The 21,020-nt window shown below is 42.3% G+C and carries 21 protein-coding genes and 1 other annotated feature; of the genes, 18 read left to right on the top strand and 3 right to left on the bottom strand.

The features are described from left to right. Nucleotides 1-256: 256 nt before the first annotated feature. The 4 genes from DP73_RS06285 to DP73_RS06275 all read left to right on the top strand — a co-directional run bounded on the left by DP73_RS06285 (nt 257) and on the right by DP73_RS06275 (nt 3,562). Nucleotides 257-1,513 carry a malic enzyme-like NAD(P)-binding protein gene (locus DP73_RS06285; protein WP_034598288.1) on the top strand — a complete coding sequence of 419 codons (1,257 nt, stop codon included), beginning with the start codon at nt 257-259 and terminating at the stop codon, nt 1,511-1,513. Between the two features lie 220 nt (nt 1,514-1,733). Next, a complete protein-coding gene (locus tag DP73_RS06280) occupies nt 1,734-2,621 on the top strand; it encodes an RluA family pseudouridine synthase (protein WP_034598287.1) in 888 nt (295 codons plus the stop codon). A 321-nt stretch (nt 2,622-2,942) separates the two neighbouring features. After that, nucleotides 2,943-3,257, top strand: a complete 315-nt coding sequence (locus DP73_RS22420) for a nitrous oxide-stimulated promoter family protein (protein ID WP_128751385.1) — start codon at nt 2,943-2,945, stop codon at nt 3,255-3,257. 41 nt (nt 3,258-3,298) lie between these two features. Continuing rightward, nucleotides 3,299-3,562 (top strand): hypothetical protein, encoded by a 264-nt coding sequence (locus DP73_RS06275; RefSeq protein WP_034598286.1) that lies wholly within the window; start codon nt 3,299-3,301, stop codon nt 3,560-3,562. Between the two features lie 25 nt (nt 3,563-3,587). Here the strand turns inward: DP73_RS06275 and DP73_RS06270 are convergent, their stop codons facing one another. Next, nucleotides 3,588-4,172, bottom strand: a complete 585-nt coding sequence (locus DP73_RS06270) for an NUDIX hydrolase (protein ID WP_034598285.1) — start codon at nt 4,170-4,172, stop codon at nt 3,588-3,590. 113 nt (nt 4,173-4,285) lie between these two features. Then, on the bottom strand, nt 4,286-5,500 hold the full coding sequence (locus DP73_RS06265) for an MFS transporter (RefSeq protein ID WP_034598283.1): 1,215 nt from the start codon (nt 5,498-5,500) through the stop codon (nt 4,286-4,288). A gap of 194 nt (nt 5,501-5,694) precedes the next feature. On the opposite strand from DP73_RS06265, the gene rbr reads away from it, so the two are divergent. The 9 genes from rbr (at nt 5,695) to DP73_RS06220 (ending at nt 14,953) form a co-directional block, all read left to right on the top strand. Then, complete coding sequence (rbr, locus tag DP73_RS06260) at nt 5,695-6,282, top strand: rubrerythrin (protein ID WP_034598280.1); 588 nt, start codon at nt 5,695-5,697, stop codon at nt 6,280-6,282. 298 nt (nt 6,283-6,580) lie between these two features. Further along, nucleotides 6,581-7,768, top strand: coding sequence for a Xaa-Pro peptidase family protein (locus DP73_RS06255; RefSeq protein ID WP_034598278.1), 1,188 nt, complete (start codon nt 6,581-6,583; stop codon nt 7,766-7,768). Nucleotides 7,769-7,957: 189 nt separating this feature from the next. Beyond that, on the top strand, nt 7,958-8,278 hold the full coding sequence (locus DP73_RS06250) for a hypothetical protein (RefSeq protein WP_034598277.1): 321 nt from the start codon (nt 7,958-7,960) through the stop codon (nt 8,276-8,278). Between the two features lie 171 nt (nt 8,279-8,449). Next, nucleotides 8,450-8,920 carry a CtsR family transcriptional regulator gene (locus DP73_RS06245; RefSeq protein WP_014901199.1) on the top strand — a complete coding sequence of 157 codons (471 nt, stop codon included), beginning with the start codon at nt 8,450-8,452 and terminating at the stop codon, nt 8,918-8,920. 14 nt (nt 8,921-8,934) lie between these two features. Next, nucleotides 8,935-9,450, top strand: coding sequence for a UvrB/UvrC motif-containing protein (locus DP73_RS06240; RefSeq protein WP_034598275.1), 516 nt, complete (start codon nt 8,935-8,937; stop codon nt 9,448-9,450). After that, a complete protein-coding gene (locus tag DP73_RS06235; protein ID WP_034598274.1) occupies nt 9,440-10,480 on the top strand; it encodes a protein arginine kinase in 1,041 nt (346 codons plus the stop codon). Before DP73_RS06240 ends, DP73_RS06235 begins: the two co-directional genes overlap by 11 nt. A 70-nt stretch (nt 10,481-10,550) precedes the next feature. Further along, complete coding sequence (locus DP73_RS06230; RefSeq protein ID WP_034598273.1) at nt 10,551-12,992, top strand: ATP-dependent Clp protease ATP-binding subunit; 2,442 nt, start codon at nt 10,551-10,553, stop codon at nt 12,990-12,992. Between the two features lie 149 nt (nt 12,993-13,141). After that, entirely contained in the window at nt 13,142-14,578 is a 1,437-nt protein-coding gene (gene radA / locus DP73_RS06225) for a DNA repair protein RadA (RefSeq protein WP_034598272.1), read from the top strand. A 198-nt stretch (nt 14,579-14,776) separates the two neighbouring features. Continuing rightward, nucleotides 14,777-14,953: a rubredoxin gene (locus DP73_RS06220; protein ID WP_034598271.1), complete on the top strand. Its 177-nt coding sequence runs from the start codon at nt 14,777-14,779 to the stop codon at nt 14,951-14,953. A gap of 84 nt (nt 14,954-15,037) precedes the next feature. Here the strand turns inward: DP73_RS06220 and DP73_RS06215 are convergent, their stop codons facing one another. Further along, the gene (locus DP73_RS06215; protein ID WP_034598270.1) at nt 15,038-15,430 is read right to left on the bottom strand and encodes a hypothetical protein; all 393 of its coding nucleotides are present in this window, start codon (nt 15,428-15,430) and stop codon (nt 15,038-15,040) included. Nucleotides 15,431-15,611: 181 nt separating this feature from the next. On the opposite strand from DP73_RS06215, the gene DP73_RS06210 reads away from it, so the two are divergent. The 5 genes from DP73_RS06210 to gltX all read left to right on the top strand — a co-directional run bounded on the left by DP73_RS06210 (nt 15,612) and on the right by gltX (nt 20,370). Continuing rightward, a complete protein-coding gene (locus DP73_RS06210) occupies nt 15,612-16,088 on the top strand; it encodes a CarD family transcriptional regulator (RefSeq protein WP_034598268.1) in 477 nt (158 codons plus the stop codon). 397 nt (nt 16,089-16,485) lie between these two features. Further along, a complete protein-coding gene (locus DP73_RS06205) occupies nt 16,486-17,676 on the top strand; it encodes a PIN/TRAM domain-containing protein (protein ID WP_034598266.1) in 1,191 nt (396 codons plus the stop codon). After that, on the top strand, nt 17,669-18,367 hold the full coding sequence (gene ispD / locus DP73_RS23850) for a 2-C-methyl-D-erythritol 4-phosphate cytidylyltransferase (protein ID WP_034598265.1): 699 nt from the start codon (nt 17,669-17,671) through the stop codon (nt 18,365-18,367). The genes DP73_RS06205 and ispD overlap by 8 nt, the downstream gene beginning before the upstream one ends. Before the next feature lie 48 nt (nt 18,368-18,415). Next, nucleotides 18,416-18,907 carry a 2-C-methyl-D-erythritol 2,4-cyclodiphosphate synthase gene (gene ispF / locus DP73_RS23845; protein WP_092334036.1) on the top strand — a complete coding sequence of 164 codons (492 nt, stop codon included), beginning with the start codon at nt 18,416-18,418 and terminating at the stop codon, nt 18,905-18,907. Then, the gene (gene gltX / locus DP73_RS06190) at nt 18,907-20,370 is read left to right on the top strand and encodes a glutamate--tRNA ligase (RefSeq protein ID WP_034598263.1); all 1,464 of its coding nucleotides are present in this window, start codon (nt 18,907-18,909) and stop codon (nt 20,368-20,370) included. The genes ispF and gltX overlap by 1 nt, the downstream gene beginning before the upstream one ends. A 362-nt stretch (nt 20,371-20,732) precedes the next feature. Beyond that, nucleotides 20,733-20,944, top strand: a binding site (T-box leader). Nucleotides 20,945-21,020: the final 76 nt, after the last annotated feature.

Below are 21,020 nucleotides of genomic sequence, written 5' to 3'. Positions count from 1 at the left end.
GTAATCAAGTGACTCTTAGCTTCAGATGGAGTTTGCCTAAGAGGAATACTTACTCCAGCTGAAGCTTAGAGGAACTTATCCAGGGACGTAGCAGCCGTTATCTCCCACTTATAGAAGATGGGAGTCTTACGGCTGGTAGTCATCGGATAAATTGAAGGTTGTTTGGTTACCTCATTCTAAAAGGGGTAACCAAACAATTTCTTGAAAAGTTATTGCCGCTACTCGTAAACTAATAAGGTATGAGAGGGAGATGCATATGAGTCGCATTAAGAACCTTCGTGAGGAAGCCCTGGCTTTTCATGCAGCGAGACCAGGTAAACTCGAAGTAAGAGTAACATGCCCAGCTAGTGACAGAGATGACCTGACGCTCGCCTATTCTCCTGGAGTTGCTGAGCCTGTCAAAGAAATCGGAAAAGATCTTGAGAACCTTGATATTTATACAAACCATGCCAATTTTGTCAGCATTGTCTCCAACGGAACGGCTATTCTAGGACTTGGAGATCTTGGTGCTGCAGCCTCTATGCCTGTTATGGAGGGTAAAGCTCTTCTCTTTAAAACCTTTGGCGATGTGGATGCATTTCCGCTTTGTGTTAATACCAAAGATGTTGACAAAATAATTGAGATCGTCGAATTGACAGCACCTACTTTCGGAGGTGTCAACTTAGAAGATATTAAAGCTCCTGAGTGTTTTCAAATTGAAGAAGGACTCAAAGCCCGTGGGATTTTTAAAGGACCTATTTTCCATGATGATCAGCATGGAACAGCAGTTGTAACCTTGGCTGGACTCTACAATGCCCTTAAAGTTGTCGGCAAAAATATTGAAGATATTAAAGTCGTGGCTAATGGTGCAGGTGCGGCGGGAATTGCAATCATCAAGCTGTTGATGAGTGTAGGTCTCAAAAACGTTATCATGTGTGATACCAAAGGAGCAATTTACCAAGGCCGTACAGTAGGTATGAACCCTTGGAAAGAACAAATTGCTGCAGCAACTAACCCTGAAAAATATAGCGGAGACCTTGCGGGAGCGCTGGTAGGTGCTGATGTCTTTATTGGAGTATCGGCAGCAGACGTTCTTAACGAAGAAATGATCAGATCAATGGCCAAAGATCCTATTGTCTTCTGTCAGGCCAACCCCATTCCTGAGATTTGGCCAATAGAAAGAGCTTTTGAGGCTGGCGCAGCTGTCATTTCTACAGGTCGCTCTGATGTGATAAATCAAATAAATAATGTATTAGCCTTCCCTGGTATGTTCCGTGGCGCTATTGATGTCAGGGCAACTGATATTAATGATGCTATGAAGATTGCAGCTGCAAAAGCAATTGCTGAGTGCGTCTCTGCGGAAGAGCTCAATGCTAACTTTATTATGCCTAGCACCTTGAATCCTGAAGTAGCTCCGGCTGTTGCTGCCGCAACGGCAAAAGCTGCTATCGAAAGTGGAATTGCTAGGAATCCTATTGAGCCTGCACTCGTAGCTGAAAACCTTAAGAAGAGACTTGCTAATCAATATAAATAGGAGTTTTCCTTAAGTCTAAAAAGGGCCCGCAAGGGCCCTTTTTGTTTTGCTTGGGATATTGAATTTGCCGTTGACAGTAATAGCTGGTAAAATTGAGAGATTAACAAGGACGAAAATGGGTCGCTCGGGCCTTCCTCTGAGGGCTATAGATTTTTTAGAGAAGTAAATACATAAACGAAGGGGTATGCAAAATGTATATCTTTAAAGGGAGCAAAAAGCAATGACTGAAAAGGAAAGAAAAACCCGGCTTGAGGTAACTGAGCCGGTTGAGCTGATGAAGTTCCTGATGACTAAATTTCCTGAGAAAAGCCGCAAAGATATTAAGTCTCTTTTGGCTCATCGTCAGATTTCCGTGGGGTCTGAGATTACATCAAAATTTGACTATCCTCTTCAAGAAGGGCAACAAGTTGTCGTGAATTGGAATAAGGTGTTGATAGAAAAGCAACCTGAGGGTCTAAATATTGTTTATGAAGATCCATATCTAATAATCATTGAGAAACAGGCCGGGCTCCTCTCGATTGCTACAGATTCCGAAAAGGAACAGACCGCTTATAGTATCTTAAGCGATCATGTTAAGAAAAGAGATCCTAAAAATAAGATCTTTGTGCTGCATCGTCTTGACCGAGAGACGAGTGGAGTAATGATGTTTGCCAAAAGTGAAAAGATACAACAAATGATGCAAAAATCCTGGAAAGAAACAGTCTTAGAGCGGACTTATGTTGCGGTAGTAGAAGGCTCCGTAAACAAGGAAGAAGGTACAATTACTTCTTGGCTTACTGAGAGTAAGGCCTTCATCATGTACTCGAGTCGTACTCCTAATGGTGGACAGAAAGCAATAACTCATTACAAAGTGCTTAAGAAAAATAAACATTACTCTTTATTAGAAGTAAATTTAGAAACTGGGAGAAAAAATCAAATTCGGGTTCATATGAAGGATATTGGACATAGTGTAATTGGCGATAAAAAGTATGGTTCGACAAAGCAACCAATTGCGCGCCTGGGACTTCATGCCCGGGTGTTAGCCTTCAAACACCCAATCAGTGGAGAAGAAGTACGTTATGAGGCTAGTATTCCCAAGGAGTTTCTAAACCTATTTAAATCCAATTAAATAAGGTTGGCATTAATAACCCAGCTGCGGCATTGTACCTTCAAGATTGCCTAGAAGAACAAAAAAGCTGCCACTGACCCTCAAATTGAGGGTCAGTGACAGTGCTACAGAAAATTAGCCGGTTTAAACACGTTCTTTTGATACGTCTTTGCCAATTTTATCAGATTCATGAGGAAAAGGAATTTTCTCAGTATTATCGGGTTTTCGAGATTTATTATTGGTCTTCTTTGCCATTATAAGCAGCCTCCTTTAATAAAGTATCAAAGGTAGATTCCCCTAATTGCTCAATAACATGCATAGCATGAAAGGGAGATGAGTTAGATAGGAATTAGGTTAGATCGTGAAAAAGCTACTGTGCAGAGGATGATTAAGCTGTATTGCAAAAGGCATCACCACACTAAGGGTGAATTGTGCCTGGGTTGTCAGGATTTATCTGACTATGCCATGAATCGCCTAGATCATTGCAAATTTGGGGAAAGTAAGCCAACCTGCTCTAAATGTCCGGTACATTGTTATAAACCCCTCATGCGTAGCAAAATTAAAGAAGTAATGCGTTATTCGGGCCCAAGAATGATCTATACTCATCCAATTGCTGCAATTAGGCATTTAATTGACGGAGGTACAAAGAATAGATAATAAAAAACCTATCTTTGTACTTCCTAGGGGAGTGTAAGCCTATGGAAGATAAAGAATACACGTTGGAGATGAGAGGAATGCCCCGAAGAGACCTCTTAGAGTATTTTATTTCTATCGGGGGAAAATTAGATGAAAGGGGCACCCTTATTGGGCCCAACTGGCAGGTTGACCTCAGTGATACATGGCTTTGCCAGATAGGATCAATTCAGGTTCCGGCGACTCAAGTAACTTTTAAAGTTACTGAAGAGGACTGGACTGGCATTCTTAAAGCCTTTCGCTTACGATTCCTTTCAGCAGGAGGATAAGCAACCACTAAATTCTAGGCGGGGATTAGCTTAAATGGTAAAATGACGCCAAACTGCCAAGAAGCTTCAGATCGCTGGCTCTAGTAAGACCTTTAGTATCAGTAAGGGAAACCTCGATAGCCTTTAAGGTTAGTTGAGGAATCTGAAGAGCAGCACATTGTTCTAAGGTGAAGAAGCCCAGATTACTGACTTCTTCCTTCTGTCCTTTAAGAGATCCGCCTTGAAAGCTCATTAAAAAGATAATATATAGATCATGTTTCTCGGAGGAATCTTCAGATGGTCGATCCCGGAGGGCTATAATCGATAGAGGTTTAGCCTTTATCCCAGTCTCTTCAAGGATCTCCCGTTCAATTGCCTCCTCAATTGGTTCTTCTTGATTAACGTATCCTCCTGGGATTGTCCATACTCCTTTACCGGGATTATGGTTGCGTTGTACAAGAAGAACTTTTTCATTATTCCAGAGTACCCCTCCGACTCCAAGAGAAAAATTCCCCCAATCAATATAGGAGCAGTTTGGACATGAGCTCCGAAGTTGGTTGTCGATCACAGTTTTTTTAAGAGGGTTAGCACATAAAGGACAATATATATAAGGTTTTGTATAATATGACATTGGCAGAGTTCCTTTCCGACATACAGTTTGTTCTTTATTCAATCTAAGGATCAGTTTTTGTAAGGTGTGGTTACCTTATGTAGTGGTTAATAAAATTGTTTGAAAGTAACACTCTAATTAAGACTCTGATTAGTACTTCGGAAAGAGAGAAAGTTTTTAAGTGTTTTTCCATATGTGAAAAACAAAATTAAAGACATACCCATAAAGCCAATTGCAAGGATCCATACATTAGAGCCGCCACCGAAATCATACATTATCCCCCCTAATAAGGGGCCAATCATCCGCCCACCGGAGGTAGCTCCCCCCACAACCCCTTGATAGGCACCTTCTTTTCCCGGCGGAGAGATTTGAGCTGCAGCCGCCGGTATTGCTGGCAAAATGAGCATTTCCCCTAGTGTTATTATAAACATGGCAATCACATAAGACATATAAGGTAATTGGCCTAAAAAAATTACATAGCCCAGGGTCATAAGAAGACTGCCCAGATAGAATTGGCGTTGGAAAGAGTTGGCCCATTTATGAATAATCCAAGTTAAAAATGGCTGTAATGTTACTATAAAAACGCCGTTAAGCGTCCAAAGCACACTATAGGAAATTAGAGAGAAAGCTCGTTGGTTCATTACCACCGGTAAAATGGTCACAAGTTGTACGTAGGCTCCCCAGACTAGGAATATTCCTCCTGCTAAAGAAAACAGTACATTAAGGCTCCTATCTCTGGATAGTCGCTTAGCCTTTGACCTAGTCGGTACCGGTTTAGGATGAGTTTCTTGCTTAGAAATACCAATGAGGACTAAAAGCAGATAAATTAAAAAAGCTATGGCATTAAGTGAGAAGATAAGACGAAATGATACCTGGGCAATCAATCCTCCTATAGCGGTACCAACAGCTACTCCGGCATTATTGGAAACATAAAGCAGATTGAATCCACGCCGCCCTCCTTCAGGCCAGATAGAATTTATAAGGGCGTTAAGTGGAATGAAGATGAAGGCTTGAGCTAAGCCAAAAAAGATAAGTCCAGGGACGTAAACCTCCCAAATAGGCAGGAGACCTATGGAGCCGACGGAGAGAACAGCTCCCACGAGACCTATAATCATAATTCGTCTGGGTCCAAAACGATCCGCCAGGAAGCCACTGAAGATTTGGCCAATTAGAGAGACTGCTGATTGAATTGCAAGCAGTGTACCGGCTTCTGTTAATGTACGGTTTAATACAGAATGCATAAAGAGACTATTTAAGGGCCACATCAGAGAATGACCGGCTGATTGTGTAAATCCGCCAATAATTAAAATCATGACTGCGGGCGGAATATCTAGAGGTTTGAATTTCAAAGTAAGACCACCTTAGGTGTATAGTTTCCCTTCAATAATAATTCGACATTCCTATAAGGAAACCTTCATAACTGCTTAAAGCAATATTTAAGACTTAGTACAAGATTTGATGGTCTCGTAGATCAAAAGTCAAAGTTTTTAAGCATAAAAAATGGGTCAGTTGTGAGACACTACCGAAAAGGAGTGTGTGAATTATGAAATTCTCGGAAACTAAGACCTTCAAAAACTTAAGCGATGCCTTTGCAGGAGAGTCACAAGCACGTAATCGTTATGCATTTTTTGCCGGAGTTGCTAAGAATGAGGGGTATCAACATATCCAAGCTGTTTTTGAAGAAACGGCAGATAATGAGAAGGAGCATGCTAAGGTCTTCTATAAACTTCTTGTTGCTCACACAAAGGAAGAGACAGAGATTATCCATGTAGACGCCGATTATCCGTTGGTTTATAAAGATACCCTGACAAACTTAAAAGCTGCAGCTGCAGGAGAAAGGGAAGAGTGGGCTGAAATCTACTCAAAGTTTGCCGATATCGCCGAGAAGGAAGGTTTCTCCGATATATCTGTAGCCTTTAAGAAAATTGCCGAAGTCGAGAAACATCATATGACACGGTTTGATCATTATGCTAAGGGGATTGAGCAGGGGACTATTTTCAAGAAAGATTCCCCAACAGTGTGGAAATGCACAAACTGTGGTTATATTCATGAAGGCCCTGAGGCACCAGGTCAATGTCCCGCCTGTGCTCATCCCCAGGGTTACTTTGAAGAACTGCCGGAGAAATACTAGTATAGTTGTTCTCAAACTTATAAATCTTGGTTCTACAGCTGCATTTCACCCGGCAGCAAAGCAAAAGCAGTCTCTTCCACTTCCATCGAAGTGAAAGCAGACTGCTTTTTAATTACTACCTTGAAATTTTGGCAAGTAAGTTTTTGAATGGCTCCTAAACACTCGGAAACCGAGGCTGGGTCGCACTTCCTCAAGACACACTTGTTTTAATAAGGATAAACCTTGCAATCTTAGAAGAAAGTGAACATAATAGTAGTAAAAGATTCGGAATATTAAGTAAACGAGGGGGAGAGAATGAGTGAGGACACCATTAACAGAGCTACAAAAGAGAGTAGCGGATTTTCAAGTAAGTCTCCAGAAAAAAGGTGCTGAAGGTGCGCTTTTGGTTCAAAGGGCAGATACTCTCTATTTCAGCGGAACAGCGCAAAATGTGCATGTCTATATCCCGGATAAAGGGAAGCCAATTGTGCTGGCTTATCGGGATTTTGAGAGAGCCAAGAGTGAAAGTTCTTGGGAGGTGATCCCCTTGAAAGGGATATCGAAAATTCCCAAAGATATTCAAGAAGCAGGACTTCCTTTGCCAAGAGTAATGGGTTTAGAACTAGACGTTCTTCCGGTAAATAATTTTGAACGTTATCGCAAATCCTTCCCAGAGATTACATTAGTAGATATTTCCGGTGAAATTCGTCTGCAGCGTTCAGTAAAATCAGACTGGGAGATAGCCAGGCTGGAGGAGAGTGCCCAAATCTTGCCCATAGTCCTGGAATTCGCTAGGGAAGTTCTTCGGCCGGGTATGACAGAAGTTGAACTTGAGGGTTTATTAGAAGGCAAAGCCAGAGCATTAGGGCATGGGGGGCATGTCCGAATGAGAGGATTTGATTCAGAGTTTCATGTCGGTGTAATAACTGCAGGTGCACGGGCTGCTGTACGCAGTAGTTTTGATGGGCCGGTAACCGGTTTAGGTATTTCAGTTGCTCATCCAAATGGCGCATCAATGGATAAGATTCAAATAGGTGAACCAATCGTTGTGGATATGGTAACAGTGGTCAACGGCTATCAAATTGATCAAACTAGAATATTAAGCTTGAAGCCTTTATCTCAAGAGCTTAGAATGGCCTATGAAACTGCCCGGTTGGTTGAAGAGAGAATCCGGAGTGCCTTAATTCCGGGAAGGATTGCCGGTGATATCTATGAGGAAATTCTAGGGTGGGTTAGTGAGAATACTCCTTATGGGGAGAATTTTATGGGTTTGGGAACAAGCAGAGTTAGTTTTATCGGACATGGAGTGGGGCTGGAACTGGATGAACTTCCAACCATCAGTAAAGGTTCAAAAGCAGTTTTAAAAAGGGGGATGGTTGTAGCAATCGAACCAAAGTTTGTTTTTCCAGGAGTTGGAGTTGTCGGAATTGAAGATACTGTTGTCATCGAATCTGAACTAGGCGCGCGATATTTATCTACGACTCCACGGGAATTAATTGAAGTCTAAACATGAAATATGCCAACTAAGCAACACCTTGCTGGTTATTTGAAGCTAGATGGCTTATAAAGGGTGATTATGTAAATATTTCAGGACAAACGTCCTTGCTCAAGCAGCAGGGATTTTTTTTGTAGGTCGCGAATAGCATACGTGGGCAAATTCTTTATAGTCCTTGATCCGAGATTAGTGGAGGCAACCATGAAAGAAAAATATGTATCGTTAAGTTCAAGGGAACTACAGCTTATGCTACAGGGTACCTTACAATGGAATGACATATCCCCGCGAGTGACTTCATCCAAAACCGGGATGCGAAAGCTTGGTGAATCAACGGATAAACCGATAGATAATTTAATAGATAAACCATCGCATTCCAAAGAGATAGAGCAAATCTGGGACGAGTTTCCACGGAAAGATGTTTATACTAAGCGCATCGAAGGCCAACCGGTAATTTGGCTGTTAGGGAGTGTTGGTATTTTAACCTTATCTTCATGGTTCTACTTTGTTTTGTTCTCGAAATAGGGTATCCCTTTGCATATTGTTCAGGAGGAAGGGCTAGTATAAATTACTAGTGCCTTCTTATTTTTTTTATAAAAATCTTTGCAAATTTAATAGAAGTTCGGTATCATATTAATAGAAGGTCAGGAAAGGTCAATAATCTAAAAAATATTAACTGACAAGGAGACATAAGCAATGGGAAACCTAGCGGATCGCATTGAAGAATACCTAAAACAGATTTTAGAGAAGACGACAGAAGGTTACATTGTGTTACAAAGAAGCGAACTTGCAGGAGAGTTTGAATGTGTCCCATCGCAGATTAACTACGTATTAGATACCCGATTTACAGTTGAACGTGGATACCTGGTGGAAAGTCGGCGGGGGGGCGGGGGGTATCTTAGGATTATTCGCTTGGGCCTCGGAATTGAGGGACAGTACCAGCAGGTTATGCGCCAATTGATTGGAGAACACCTCTCTCGTGATCGATCAAATGCTTTGGTTAACAGGCTCTTAGATGAGGAGTTAGTGACAATTCGGGAGGCTGCCTTGATTAAGAGCATCCTTTCGGGAAACAATTTAGCAGGAGAATTTAGAGATTGGGACACATTGCGTGCATCTCTAATGAAAGATATTTTAACAACACTGAGTCGAGATGATTTAGTCTAAAAGGGGGTTTTGAAATGCTTTGTCAGCATTGTAAACAAAAAGAAGCTATTATGCAATTCTTCATAACAGAGAATGGAAAAACTCGGGAGGTTCATCTTTGCGAGGCGTGCGCCAAAAATACCCAAGAGGTAAGTTTTGTCTTTCACCCAGCCATAGTTCCCGAGTTCTTACAGGCACTCTTTGGCTTTAATGCCCCTACAAAAGACCAACCGGCAGAGATGACCTGCCCTAAATGTGGAATCAGCTTCTCCCAAATTACGCAAGTCGGAAAACTTGGGTGCAGTACCTGTTATGAAACCTTTGAAAAGCAGCTTGAACCATTGTTGAGGAGAGTTCATGGAGGCGGTCAAAATGTCGGAAAGATTCCGGCAAGACGGGGAGCAGATCTCAGAAATCGCCTGGAACAACGAAAACTTAAAGAAAAACTCCAAGCCTTGATTCAACAAGAAGCCTTTGAAGAGGCTGCTGTAGTAAGAGATCAGATCCGTAAATTTGAGCAATCAAAGGGAGGGGAAAAAAGTGAATCGTAAGGAACTATTGTTGCAGCACAGCGCCTGGATGAGCGAAACTGATTCTCCGGTTGTTATAAGCAGCCGAGTGAGGTTAGCACGTAACCTTGATGATTTTCCTTTTCCCCATGGGCTTAATTCAGAAGGTGCTGCCCAGGTTGAAAAAACAGTTGCCCAAGTTTTAGTGGATAATGAGGGTAATAATGTTGATCTGATTTATATACCTTTAACAGAACTGAATACTATCGAACAACAAGTTCTTGTAGAAAAACATCTGATTAGTCCAAGTTTGGGAGGGTCCACTGGGGCTAGAGGTGTAGCCTTGGCTCCTGATCATCGCTATGCGGTAATGGTCAATGAAGAAGATCATCTACGAATTCAAGTGCTTTTGCCAGGAAATCAACTTCTAGAATCACATCGCTTAGCAACAGCCCTCGATGATCGATTAGAGGCAAAGCTAGATTTTGCTTATAGAGAGAGTCAAGGATATCTAACCTCTTGTCCTACTAATGTAGGGACAGGGTTAAGAGCTTCGGTTATGGTTCATTTGCCGGGACTTGTTATCACAAAACAAGTTCAGCAGGTTTTAGGTGCAGTGACTCGTTTGGGGCTTGCTGTACGCGGGTTATATGGTGAGGGGTCACAAGCTTTTGGGCATATCTATCAAATTTCGAACCAAATTACTCTCGGCAAAAGTGAAGAAGACATCCTCTCTCATTTGGACGCGGTAACCGGACAGATTGTTGAGCACGAACTACAGGCTCGGGATCTTCTTCGTCAGCAGACTCCGGTACTGTTAGAAGATAAGGTTTGGCGAGCCAGAGGAACCTTGCAGAACGCTCGATTGCTTTCCTCTGAAGATGCAATGCATCTTTTATCCCATGATCGCTTAGGTACAGACATGGGTCTATTGCCTAAAACTAAGGATTGTTTTGCAACCTTAATTGTTGATACCCGTCCGGGGTGCTTACAGTATATCCTTGACCGAGAACTGGATCCCGGTCAGCGGGATCAGGAACGGGCACGTTTGGTACGAGAACGGATTGCTTAGATCCGGTTTAGACATCTGAATAAATGAAATCATAGAAGTATAGGACAAAGGACAGAAAGGATGAAAGATAATGAAGGGACGTTATACTGAACGAGCACAAAAGGTATTAGCGCTTGCCCAAGAAGAAGCCAAAAGAATGGGCCATCAAGTTGTAGGGACTGAGCATGTTTTATTGGGACTTATTAAAGAAGGAGAAGGTATTGCTGCCCAAGCTCTAACGGGAATGAACTTAGATCTTGCAAAGATACTAGGTCAGATTGAACAAATCACGGGAGTTGGCCAGGCAATTAAAGGGGAAGTGGGTTTCACTCCTCGGGTAAAAAGAGTCTTAGAATTGGCTAATGAGGAAGCTCATCGCCAAGAAGTTAATTATATTGGAACTGAGCACTTACTTTTGGGTCTCATCATGGAAGGAGAGGGAATTGCTGCTCGTATCTTAGCAAATCTTAATGTAAGTCCTGAAAGGGTATGGAAACAAGTTGCCAAATTACTGGGTGGGGAGTTTGATGAAGCTGCCATACCGGTTGCTAATTCAGTTCCGGCTTCCAAAAATGCCGGTTCAGTGAATACACCAGCCTTAAATGAGTTTGGAAGAGATCTGACTTTACAAGCCAGGGAAGGACGTTTGGATCCTGTAATCGGAAGGGAAAAGGAAATAGAGCGAGTCATACAAGTCTTGAGTCGGCGCACCAAAAATAATCCGGCTTTAATTGGGGAGCCGGGGGTGGGAAAAACCGCCATTGCCGAAGGGTTGGCTCAAGGGATTGTTAATAATAGAGTTCCTGAAATTTTGGTAAATAAGCGGGTCATTACCCTAGACTTGTCAGCCATGGTCGCCGGAAGTAAATACCGGGGTGAATTTGAGGAGCGGCTTAAGAAAGTTATGGAAGAGATTCGGGCCGATGGAAACATTATTTTGTTCATTGATGAATTGCATACCTTAATAGGGGCCGGTGCTGCTGAAGGTGCAATTGACGCTGCTAATATCTTAAAGCCTGCTTTAGCTAGAGGTGAATTACAGTGCATTGGAGCTACAACTCTTGAGGAATATCGAAAATATATTGAGAAGGATTCTGCTTTAGAACGTCGTTTCCAACCTATTACAGTGGGGGAGCCGACTGTGGAGGAAGCTGTTATCATACTACGTGGTTTAAGAGATCGCTATGAGGCTCATCATCGGGTGAAAATCACTGATGAATCCATTGAAGCCGCTGCCCGTTTATCCGATCGCTATATCTCAGATCGCTTTCTACCGGATAAAGCCATTGATTTAATGGATGAAGCAGCTTCCCGGGTTCGACTGGCTAGTTTTATGGCTCCACCTGATCTGAAATTACTGGAGGAAGAAGCGGAACGTTTAAAGAAAGAGAAAGAAGCGGCTGTTTCCAGTCAGGAGTTTGAGAAGGCTGCGGGATTACGTGATCAGGAGCAAAAATTACGAGCTGAATTAGCTGAGCAACGTGGAGCTTGGGAGCATCAGCGCTATAAAGAAAACGCAATGGTTACTGGGGAGGATATTGCTCAGATTGTTGCCAGCTGGACGGGGATTCCTGTTAAGAAACTCGCTGAAGAGGAAAGTGAACGGCTTCTACATCTTGAAGATCTTCTGCACCAAAGACTCATTGGTCAGGAAGATGCAGTCACTGCTGTGGCTCGAGCTGTTCGCAGAGCGAGGGCGGGTTTAAAGGATCCTAAAAGACCTATCGGCTCCTTCATATTCCTTGGTCCAACAGGTGTCGGAAAAACCGAGCTGGGAAGGGCATTAGCAGAGGGGATGTTCGGGGACGAGAAAGCTCTTATTCGAATTGACATGTCAGAGTATATGGAAAAGCATGCGGTTTCTCGCCTTGTGGGAGCGCCTCCGGGATACGTTGGACATGATGAGGGAGGGCAGCTTACAGAGGCGGTAAGACGTAAACCCTATAGTGTTGTCTTGCTCGATGAAATCGAAAAAGCCCATCCTGAAGCATTTAATATCTTGCTCCAAGTCCTGGAAGATGGGCGCTTAACAGACACCAAAGGAAGAACCGTTGACTTTAGAAATACTGTAATCATCATGACTTCCAATGTCGGCTCCTCCTTCCTGAAAAAAGAAGCAATGGGCTTCGCTCCTAAAAAAGATGAAAAGACGGATTATAAGAATATGCGCGGGCATGTAATGGAAGAATTAAAGCGCTCCTTCCGCCCGGAGTTTTTAAATCGGATTGACGAGATAGTAGTCTTCCATTCCCTCCAAGATGAACACTTACTGAAGATTGCCGACATTTTAACGCGCCAAGTCAATAAGCGCTTGAGTGAGAATGGCTTGGAACTACAGGTAGAGCAGAGTGCCATTGAACTAATTGCCAAAGAGGGTAATGATCCCGTTTTTGGAGCACGGCCTTTGCGCAGAGCAATTCAACGATTAATTGAAGATGCACTCTCTGAAAAAATACTTGAAGGGGTCTTTAAAAACGGAGACCGGATTATCGTTGAAGCAGAAGAGGGGAAAATGAAATTTTCCAAAAGTTGATGCTCTCTGATTCCAGAGAAAAGTGATGACCGACATAGAAGGAGCAATGCGTACATTGCTCCTTCTATTCTGCCTTTATAATGTAGGAATAAAGAGTATAATTAGTTTCAAGGCAGTTAGAAATCGTCTTCCAGAAATGAGGCGTTGGATTGAAGATTAAAGTTATTTATCGGTGTTCAAATTGCGGCTCCGAAAGCCTTAGATGGTTGGGAAAGTGTCCAAAGTGTGAAGAATGGAATACTTTAGAGGAGACAGTAAGTCAGCCTAAAACTATGACCCCACAAAGTCAGAGAAAGTCTGCGCCGAAGAGGTTGTTTGAGGTCTTAGCGGGTAATAGCGATAGAATTGTAACCGGTATCAGTGAATTCAACCGAGTACTGGGTGGTGGCATTGTTAAGGATTCGATCATTATCTTGACTGCCCGACCGGGCGCAGGAAAGTCGACGTTGCTGTTACAAGTCGCTGATGATGTTGCTAAGAAGGGTTATAAAGTCTTGTATGCTTCAGCCGAAGAAAGTGATAGTCAAATCAAAAATCGTTCTGATAGAATTCTTAATGGCTCTAGGAGCAGCATCTGGGTATTATCTGATACGAGCATGAACCATGTTTTAGCCTCAATTGAGGAGCTGGATCCGGATCTGATTATTATTGACAGTATTCAGACCTTTTCTCTGGAAGAGCACAATTCCCGCCCGGGTTCACCGATTCAGACAATGGAGTGTGCCAACGAACTCCTGAAAATCGCTAAGAACAACAATCGGCCCAGAGCAGTAATCATGGTTGGGCAAATGACGAAGGATGATGAAATTGCCGGGCTCCGTGCTCTGGAACATTTGGTAGATGCTGTCTTGATTCTAAACGGTGAGAATGGGGAAGAACTACGGGGAGCTTGGTGTTCAAAAAACCGATTTGGAAGTACAGGAGAAATAGGCTTTTTTTCAATGACAGAAGAAGGAATGCAATCCATTGATAATCCTTCAGAGTTCTTTATGACTCAAAGAGGAGAAGGACAAACCGTTTCGGGATGTGCTTTGACGGTAATCAAAGAGGGAACGCGGCCAATTATTGTTGAAGTGGAAAGCCTTGTCTCTAAATCCTTTACCCCCTATCCGTCGAGAATAGCAGAGTGCTTGAGAAGAGATCAGTTAAACACTTTGATTTCTATCTTGGAGCAAAGAGGCAGAATCAGCCTCTACGATAAAAATGTAGTCATTAAAACCACAGGAGGTCTCCAGCTTAAAGAACAATCTGTCAGTCTGGCAATTATCATGTGCATTGTTTCTTCTGTAAAAGAGCGAGCAATTCCTAATGATACAGTATTTGTAGCAGATGTAGGACTTACCGGAGAACTAAAAAAGGTACCTGCTATTGAGGCTAGAATTCGGGAGATTGACAGAATGGGGTTTAAGCGAGTTTATATTGCTAAAAATTCTATGCGAGATATTTCTAAATTTAAGAATGTAGAAATTATTGAGAAGAATACTCTTTATGATGTTATTTTGGATTTGAAGATGAAGGATAGAGTTAAGACTAAAACGGAATTTCCAAGTACTGAAGATGAAGAAGGATTTTTTACACAAGAGTAACGTTGGTTATGGGATTTGAAGAATAGATATTTCGCGATCCAGGCCGTATCGGTCTGATTCTTTTGTGTTCTTTGCTGAGGTCGATAATTTTTCTTTGCTTTATGCCCGTTGGGAATCTCCTTCTTAGTCCCTCAAAGAACCCCTAACTCATTGAATTTTTTAGAGATAATGTTTAAACTAGTTATGGAGGTGAGTAGAATGAACGAAGAAAGCAAAATGTGGCAATGCCAGGTTTCAAGTTGTGGATATATCTATAATCCAGAAAAAGGATGCAAAAAGAGTAAAATACCTAAGGATGTCCCTTTTGAGGAGTTGCCTGATGAATGGAGATGCCCGTTGTGTGGGGCAGGCAAAAAAATGTTTAAACCGCTATAACCTCTTCATTTGGAAACATAAATATAAAAGCTCCTGCTGGCGCAGGAGCTTAATTGCTTAAACCCGTATTTAGCTAATGAATTGCTAGGTCAAATTGAAAATTGTTAGTGTTTGCAGTTTTTTGAGTTCTTGGTAAAGAACATCACTAAGGGAAATGTCAAGAGCATTGGCCAAAGCAGCTATGTAAAACAGTTGTTTTCCCAATTCTGCAGCAATGATATCTTGGCAGTTATCACAAATGGCTCCTTCGAGCTGGCTGTCCAAGATCTCCTTCAAATCGGCGAGGCTCGCATCTGGTGGTATTGGTTTTTTACGAGCATTCACTGCGTGGCATCCACAACTGGTCACAGATTTAACCACTGCACGGTTAACCCGAGCTGAGGTTTCTTGTCCTTTGGAGATGATGTCCAAAATGCTCTGGTGACGGATTAAGAGAGACCTTACTGTGTCTTGGAATTGGTCAGTGAGTTGCTCCATGTGTGCTATCCTCACTCCTTTCTGCCATCTCTATTATACCGAGATGCCGGGTCAGTTGTCAATTTTCAACAACAATAAGGGCAAAAAAGGTAAATTGACAGGTTAAAGGCTTGTATGATATAATTTTAAAATTTTGACCCCGGCTATGTTACTTGCTATAATAGGATTAGGGGGTGGCCGAATGTTTAAGGTTGGTGACAAAGTTGTCTATCCGATGCACGGTGCTGGGATTATTGAATCGATCGAAGAACGTGAAGTTCTTGGAGAGAAAAGCCAATATTATGTCATGCACTTGCCTGTGGGGAATATGAAATTATTTATTCCCTTGAAGAATGTGGAGAACCTTGGCTTAAGGCAAGTAATTTCTCCTACTATGGTGAAAGATGTTCTAGAGGTTCTACAAACAAAAGACACAGCAAATACCTTAGCTTGGAATCGGCGCTATCGTGCAAACTTAGAGAAAATCAAGAGCGGGAATATTTTCGAAGTTGCAAATGTTGTTAGGAGTCTTTCGCAAAGAGAAAACGAAAAAGGGCTTTCAACAGGGGAAAAGAAAATGTACGAGAATGCCTGTCAGATTCTGATTAGTGAACTGGTTTTGACTGAGGGATCTGAAGAAGAAGCAGTCAGGCAGTGGCTTTCCTCCGCTTTGGTTTAGTCTAGAATCTTTTCATTCGGATTAGGGCGTCTTATTGAGGTCATGGCTGACGAATTTTAATTGTACTTGTATGCAGCTATCACAACTAAAGTTTTGGCAAGGTATTTTCTAGCATGTTGAAGAATTAGCCATGACTTAAAGGACGTTCGAAGATTTGGCATCCCCAAGAACTTTACCAAAGACTTATCTGGTTAATAATGTTGAAAGACCTACATTTTACTTAATCAGCATTTTTGGAAAACCACTATAAGTATGGTAAAGTGGCTATGGCCAAGCAATTTAACTAATGGAAATTCCGCTAAGAGAAGGGTTTTATTGGAATTGGTTGAAAAATTATGAAAACCAAAGTATAATTGGGAAGACTTTTAGTCAAAATAGGTTAAAAGGAGGTGAAAAGATGATTCGCAATTTAATACGCGGGATCATCACTCTGTTATTAGGGGCGGTAGGGTTTTATCTCAACTATATCCTTATTAGCCTCGATTTTTTAAATACCCTAGGCTGGAATGGTTCCCTTGTGTGGACCTACGCCATAATGAGTGTTTTATTTGGCATCATAGGATTTTTAGTTGCCCCTGTTAGTATTCGTTCTTTTATTGCTTTAATGCGTTGGATGGATTCAAGGTTAACAAGGGTTCCCACAAATGATCTTATGGGTGGGGCCGTTGGGGGTATTATTGGACTTATTATTGCAAGTTTATTTGGAAACTCGTTTGTCAGTATTAAGTTTTTTGGCCCACTTTTGGCAGTGCTACTTAGTCTTTTTTTGGGTTATCTAGGTTTGACAATTGGAATGAAACGCAAAGAAGATGTTCTAGGCTTCCTTAATTTTTTCCCGAAATTTCGTGATCGGGGAGAAAAGGCGGAAAAGTCTGGAGATAAGGCTGATAAAGGGGACAAGAATAAGGAAGGTAAGGCTGGCCTTTCTCGTGAGTCAGTAAGTTATAAAATACTGGACACCAGTGTGATTATTGATGGACGAATAGCCGACATCGTTAAAACCGGTTTTTTGGAAGGGGTATTGTTAATTCCCAGCTTTGTGCTGGAAGAGCTTCGTCATATAGCGGATTCTTCGGATCTGCTTAAACGAAATCGAGGCCGCAGAGGTCTCGATATCCTTAATCAGATTTCTAAGGAAACTGTTATTAAAGTTCATATTCATGAACAGGATTTTGATGATATAAATGAAGTTGACAGCAAACTTGTAAGGTTAGGACAAGTTTTAAATTCCCCTTTATTGACTAATGATTATAACCTCAATAAAGTGGCGGAGCTTCAAGGAGTTAAGGTTCTAAATATTAACGAACTAGCTAATGCTCTGAAACCTATTGTTTTACCAGGAGAAGAAATGTTAGTTCAAGTCATGAAAGAAGGAAAAGAGCCCGGGCAGGGAGTCGCATATCTTGATGACGGAACCATGATTGTTGTGGATATGGGGCGGAGGTATATGGGTCAGAATGTTGTTGTTTTAGTAACAAGTGTCCTTCAGACAGCGGCCGGTCGCATGATCTTTGCTAAGCCTAAAAACTCTTTAGAAAAAAAGCCGATGGGCCTTCGTCCGACGGATGAGGTGAATGCGATTGGTTAATATCGGGATCGTCATTCCGGCAGCCGGTCAAGGTAAACGGATGGGGGCCGGATACAACAAGCAATTTCTGGCGTTGAGGGATAAGCCAATTTTAGCGCATACTATCGGACTTTTTGAAGAATCTGATTATGTTTCGGAAATTGTGGTTGTAGGTGCTGAAGGCGACATTCCTACTATTGAAGAACTAGTTTCATTTTATGATTTAAAAAAGGTTGTTAAGATCTGTATAGGTGGAGTGCTGCGCCAAGATTCCGTTCGCACAGGGGTTCGAGCTCTAAGTCCCACTATTCAACGGATAGTGGTGCATGATGGGGCGCGGCCCCTTTTAACATTGCCGGTATTTCATAAATTTCTTAAAGAAACAGAAACCTATTCCGCCGCTATCATGGGGGTTCCGATTAAGGATACAGTAAAACAAGTTGATTCGGCAGGGAATGTGCTTGAGACTTTGCCGCGGGACTATTTGCGTGGGGTTCAGACTCCTCAGATATTCGACCGAGGAATATTGGAAGAAGCCCATGAAAGAGCGTCTGCATCAAGTTACTATGGTACAGATGACGCATCTTTGTTAGAATGGATAGGGCATCCCGTTCATATGGTGGAAGGAATGCAAGAGAATATTAAGGTTACCACACCTGAAGACTTGTGGTTAGCTGAGAGAATACTGACGATGCGCGAAAAAGAGAGATAGGGTATTTGACCTGAGCCGTTGAACTCGAACCGCAAATATCGAGAAGGGGTGTTTGAAATCAACGTAGGAATTGGTTATGATGTACATGCATTGGTGGAAGGGCGTTTATTAATCTTAGGTGGAGTAGAAATTCCCCATGAACGTGGATTGCTGGGACACTCAGATGCCGATGTATTGGTTCACGCCATTATGGATGCGCTTTTGGGTGCTTTGGCACTAGGAGATATCGGAGGCCATTTTCCGGATAATGATCCAAGCTATCGAGGTATCTCAAGCCTTGCTTTATTAGAACATGTTATGAGACTTATCGAATCCCGGGGATATCGTGTCGGAAATATTGACAGCATCATCATTGCGGAGCGCCCTAAGATTGCTCCGTATATCGCAAAGATGAAAGCTAATTTAGCGCGTTCTATGAATATAGAGGAATCACGTATCTCGGTGAAGGCAACTACTACAGAGCGATTAGGATTTGTGGGTAAAGAAGAAGGAATTGCGGCTCAAGCAATTGTTAACTTAAAAAAGGTGGAGGAAATATGATGGAAATTCGTGTTCGGTTTGCACCAAGTCCAACAGGACCGCTTCATATAGGAGGAGCAAGATCGGCTTTATTTAATTATTTATGGGCTCGCAAGAATAAGGGTACATTTATAGTGCGGAGTGAAGATACTGATTTAGAGCGTTCTAGCAGGGAATCAGAACATAACATTTTGCAAGCTCTAAGATGGTTAGATATTCAATGGAATGAAGGAATTGAAGTCGGTGGGGAACATGGCCCTTATCGGCAAACTGACCGTTTAGAGCTTTACAAAGATTATCAAGAAAGGCTGCTTGCTGATGGGCATGCCTACTACTGTTATTGCTCTGAAGAAGAGCTGGAACAGGAAAGGCAGTCTCTAATTGCTAAAGGAGAGACTCCGCGCTATTTAGGGAAGTGCAGAAATTTATCGACTGAGCAACGGGAGGCCTTTGAACTTGAGGGCCGAAAGCCCGTTATACGCTTTCGTGTGCCAGAGGGACAAGCAATTCATATTTCTGACAAGGTACGTGGGGATGTTGTATTTGATAGCAACGGTATTGGAGATTACGTTATTGTAAAATCAGATGGAATTCCTACATATAATTTTGCAGTTGTTGTTGACGATATTACTATGTCAATAACCCATGTAATTCGGGGGGAAGAACATCTTTCTAATACTCCTCGCCAGGTTCTGATTTATCAAGCATTGGGATCTCCAGTCCCTGAATTTGCTCATATTTCTCTGATTCTTAATACAGAGGGAGGAAAGATGAGTAAGCGGGATGGGGATACTGCAGTCATAGATTATCAGCAGAAAGGGTATCTCCCGGAAGCTATTGTTAATTTTATTGCTCTACTTGGTTGGGCACCTACTGGAGAAGAAGAATTTTATACCCTTGATGAATTGGCGAAGGAATTTTCGTTAGATCGAGTTTCCAAGAGTCCTGCTGTCTTTGATCGACATAAGCTGGATTATATCAACTCACATTATATTAAAGCAGCCTCACCGGAACGACTGGCGGAACTTGCTATGCCTCATCTTGAAGAATTAGGCATACTCCCAAGTGATCAAAGATCCGTGGAGCAGCAGCAATGGCTGGTAAGCTTTATTAAGGCTATTGCAGAGAAAATATCTTATTTGGCTGAAGTCAAGGATTATATTCATTATTTCCATGGTGATACTCCACTTGAACCGCAGAGTGATGCTTTGGAAGTGTTAAAAGGCGAACAAGTCCCAAGTGTTCTGGCTATGTTCAAAGAAAAATTGCAGGGAGCAGAGATACTTTCTGCTGAGACAGTAAAAGTTATTCTGAAACAAATGACCAAAGAATTAAAACTCGGTGGTAAATTTGTATACATGCCAGTTCGGATAGCATTGACAGGACAGATGCATGGGCCGGAATTGTATGATATTATCCCCTTGCTGGGGCTCAAGAATGTTTTAGGACGCATTGGGTATACAGAGGAGCATTACTTAGGGTAGATCCATATGCCGCTACTAAGGCGGCACCATCGGATGAAATAGGGTCGCTCGGGGCAGGGCGGCTTCGCCCACGTCCGTTCACCCAGCACTCCGAGGCTCGCCTACTGGCTTGGGCGGGAGCTCCGCCAAACCTCTGGGTAGTACCTGATGTGAACCAGTGGCTTCGCTTCCCACCCAAGCTTTGCAGGCTTTACCGCCTCTCCATGCAATGGGTTCACTCCTGTGGATCGAAGCCGCCCTGACTTTCGGGTCTATTATTCAGCAGCCATTATAGGGGAGTGTGAATAGAACTAATTGACAAAATAATGGAGACTACCATATAATTATATATAAACTATCATGTTGCCGAAAAATACAAATGGTTTATGACGATGATGAGAAAGAGTACAAAGAGGAATTGCGACTAGCGAGAATGGGGTAGTGGAAGCCATTTGCAAGGAGTATTTGGAAGTGCGTCTCGGAGTTGATTGGAAGAAATCTAAAAGTATTTCAATCCGTATTACTGCGTTAAAGTTTTAAGCTGGAACGACATGTCGTTCAAACAGAGTGGGACCGCGGAATTTTCGTCTCTGGACGAGGAGTTCCGCTTTTTTGTGTTTTTTTATACTATCAGCGATGTTCAGGTGTATTCTAAGGGTCTGAGTAAATGA

The sequence above is a fragment of the Desulfosporosinus sp. HMP52 genome (genome assembly GCF_000765145.1).
In the GTDB taxonomy this organism is placed as follows: Bacteria; Bacillota; Desulfitobacteriia; order Desulfitobacteriales; family Desulfitobacteriaceae; genus Desulfosporosinus.
Note: the sequence above shows the minus strand (reverse complement) of the source record. Positions and strands in the feature narration are given on the sequence as shown.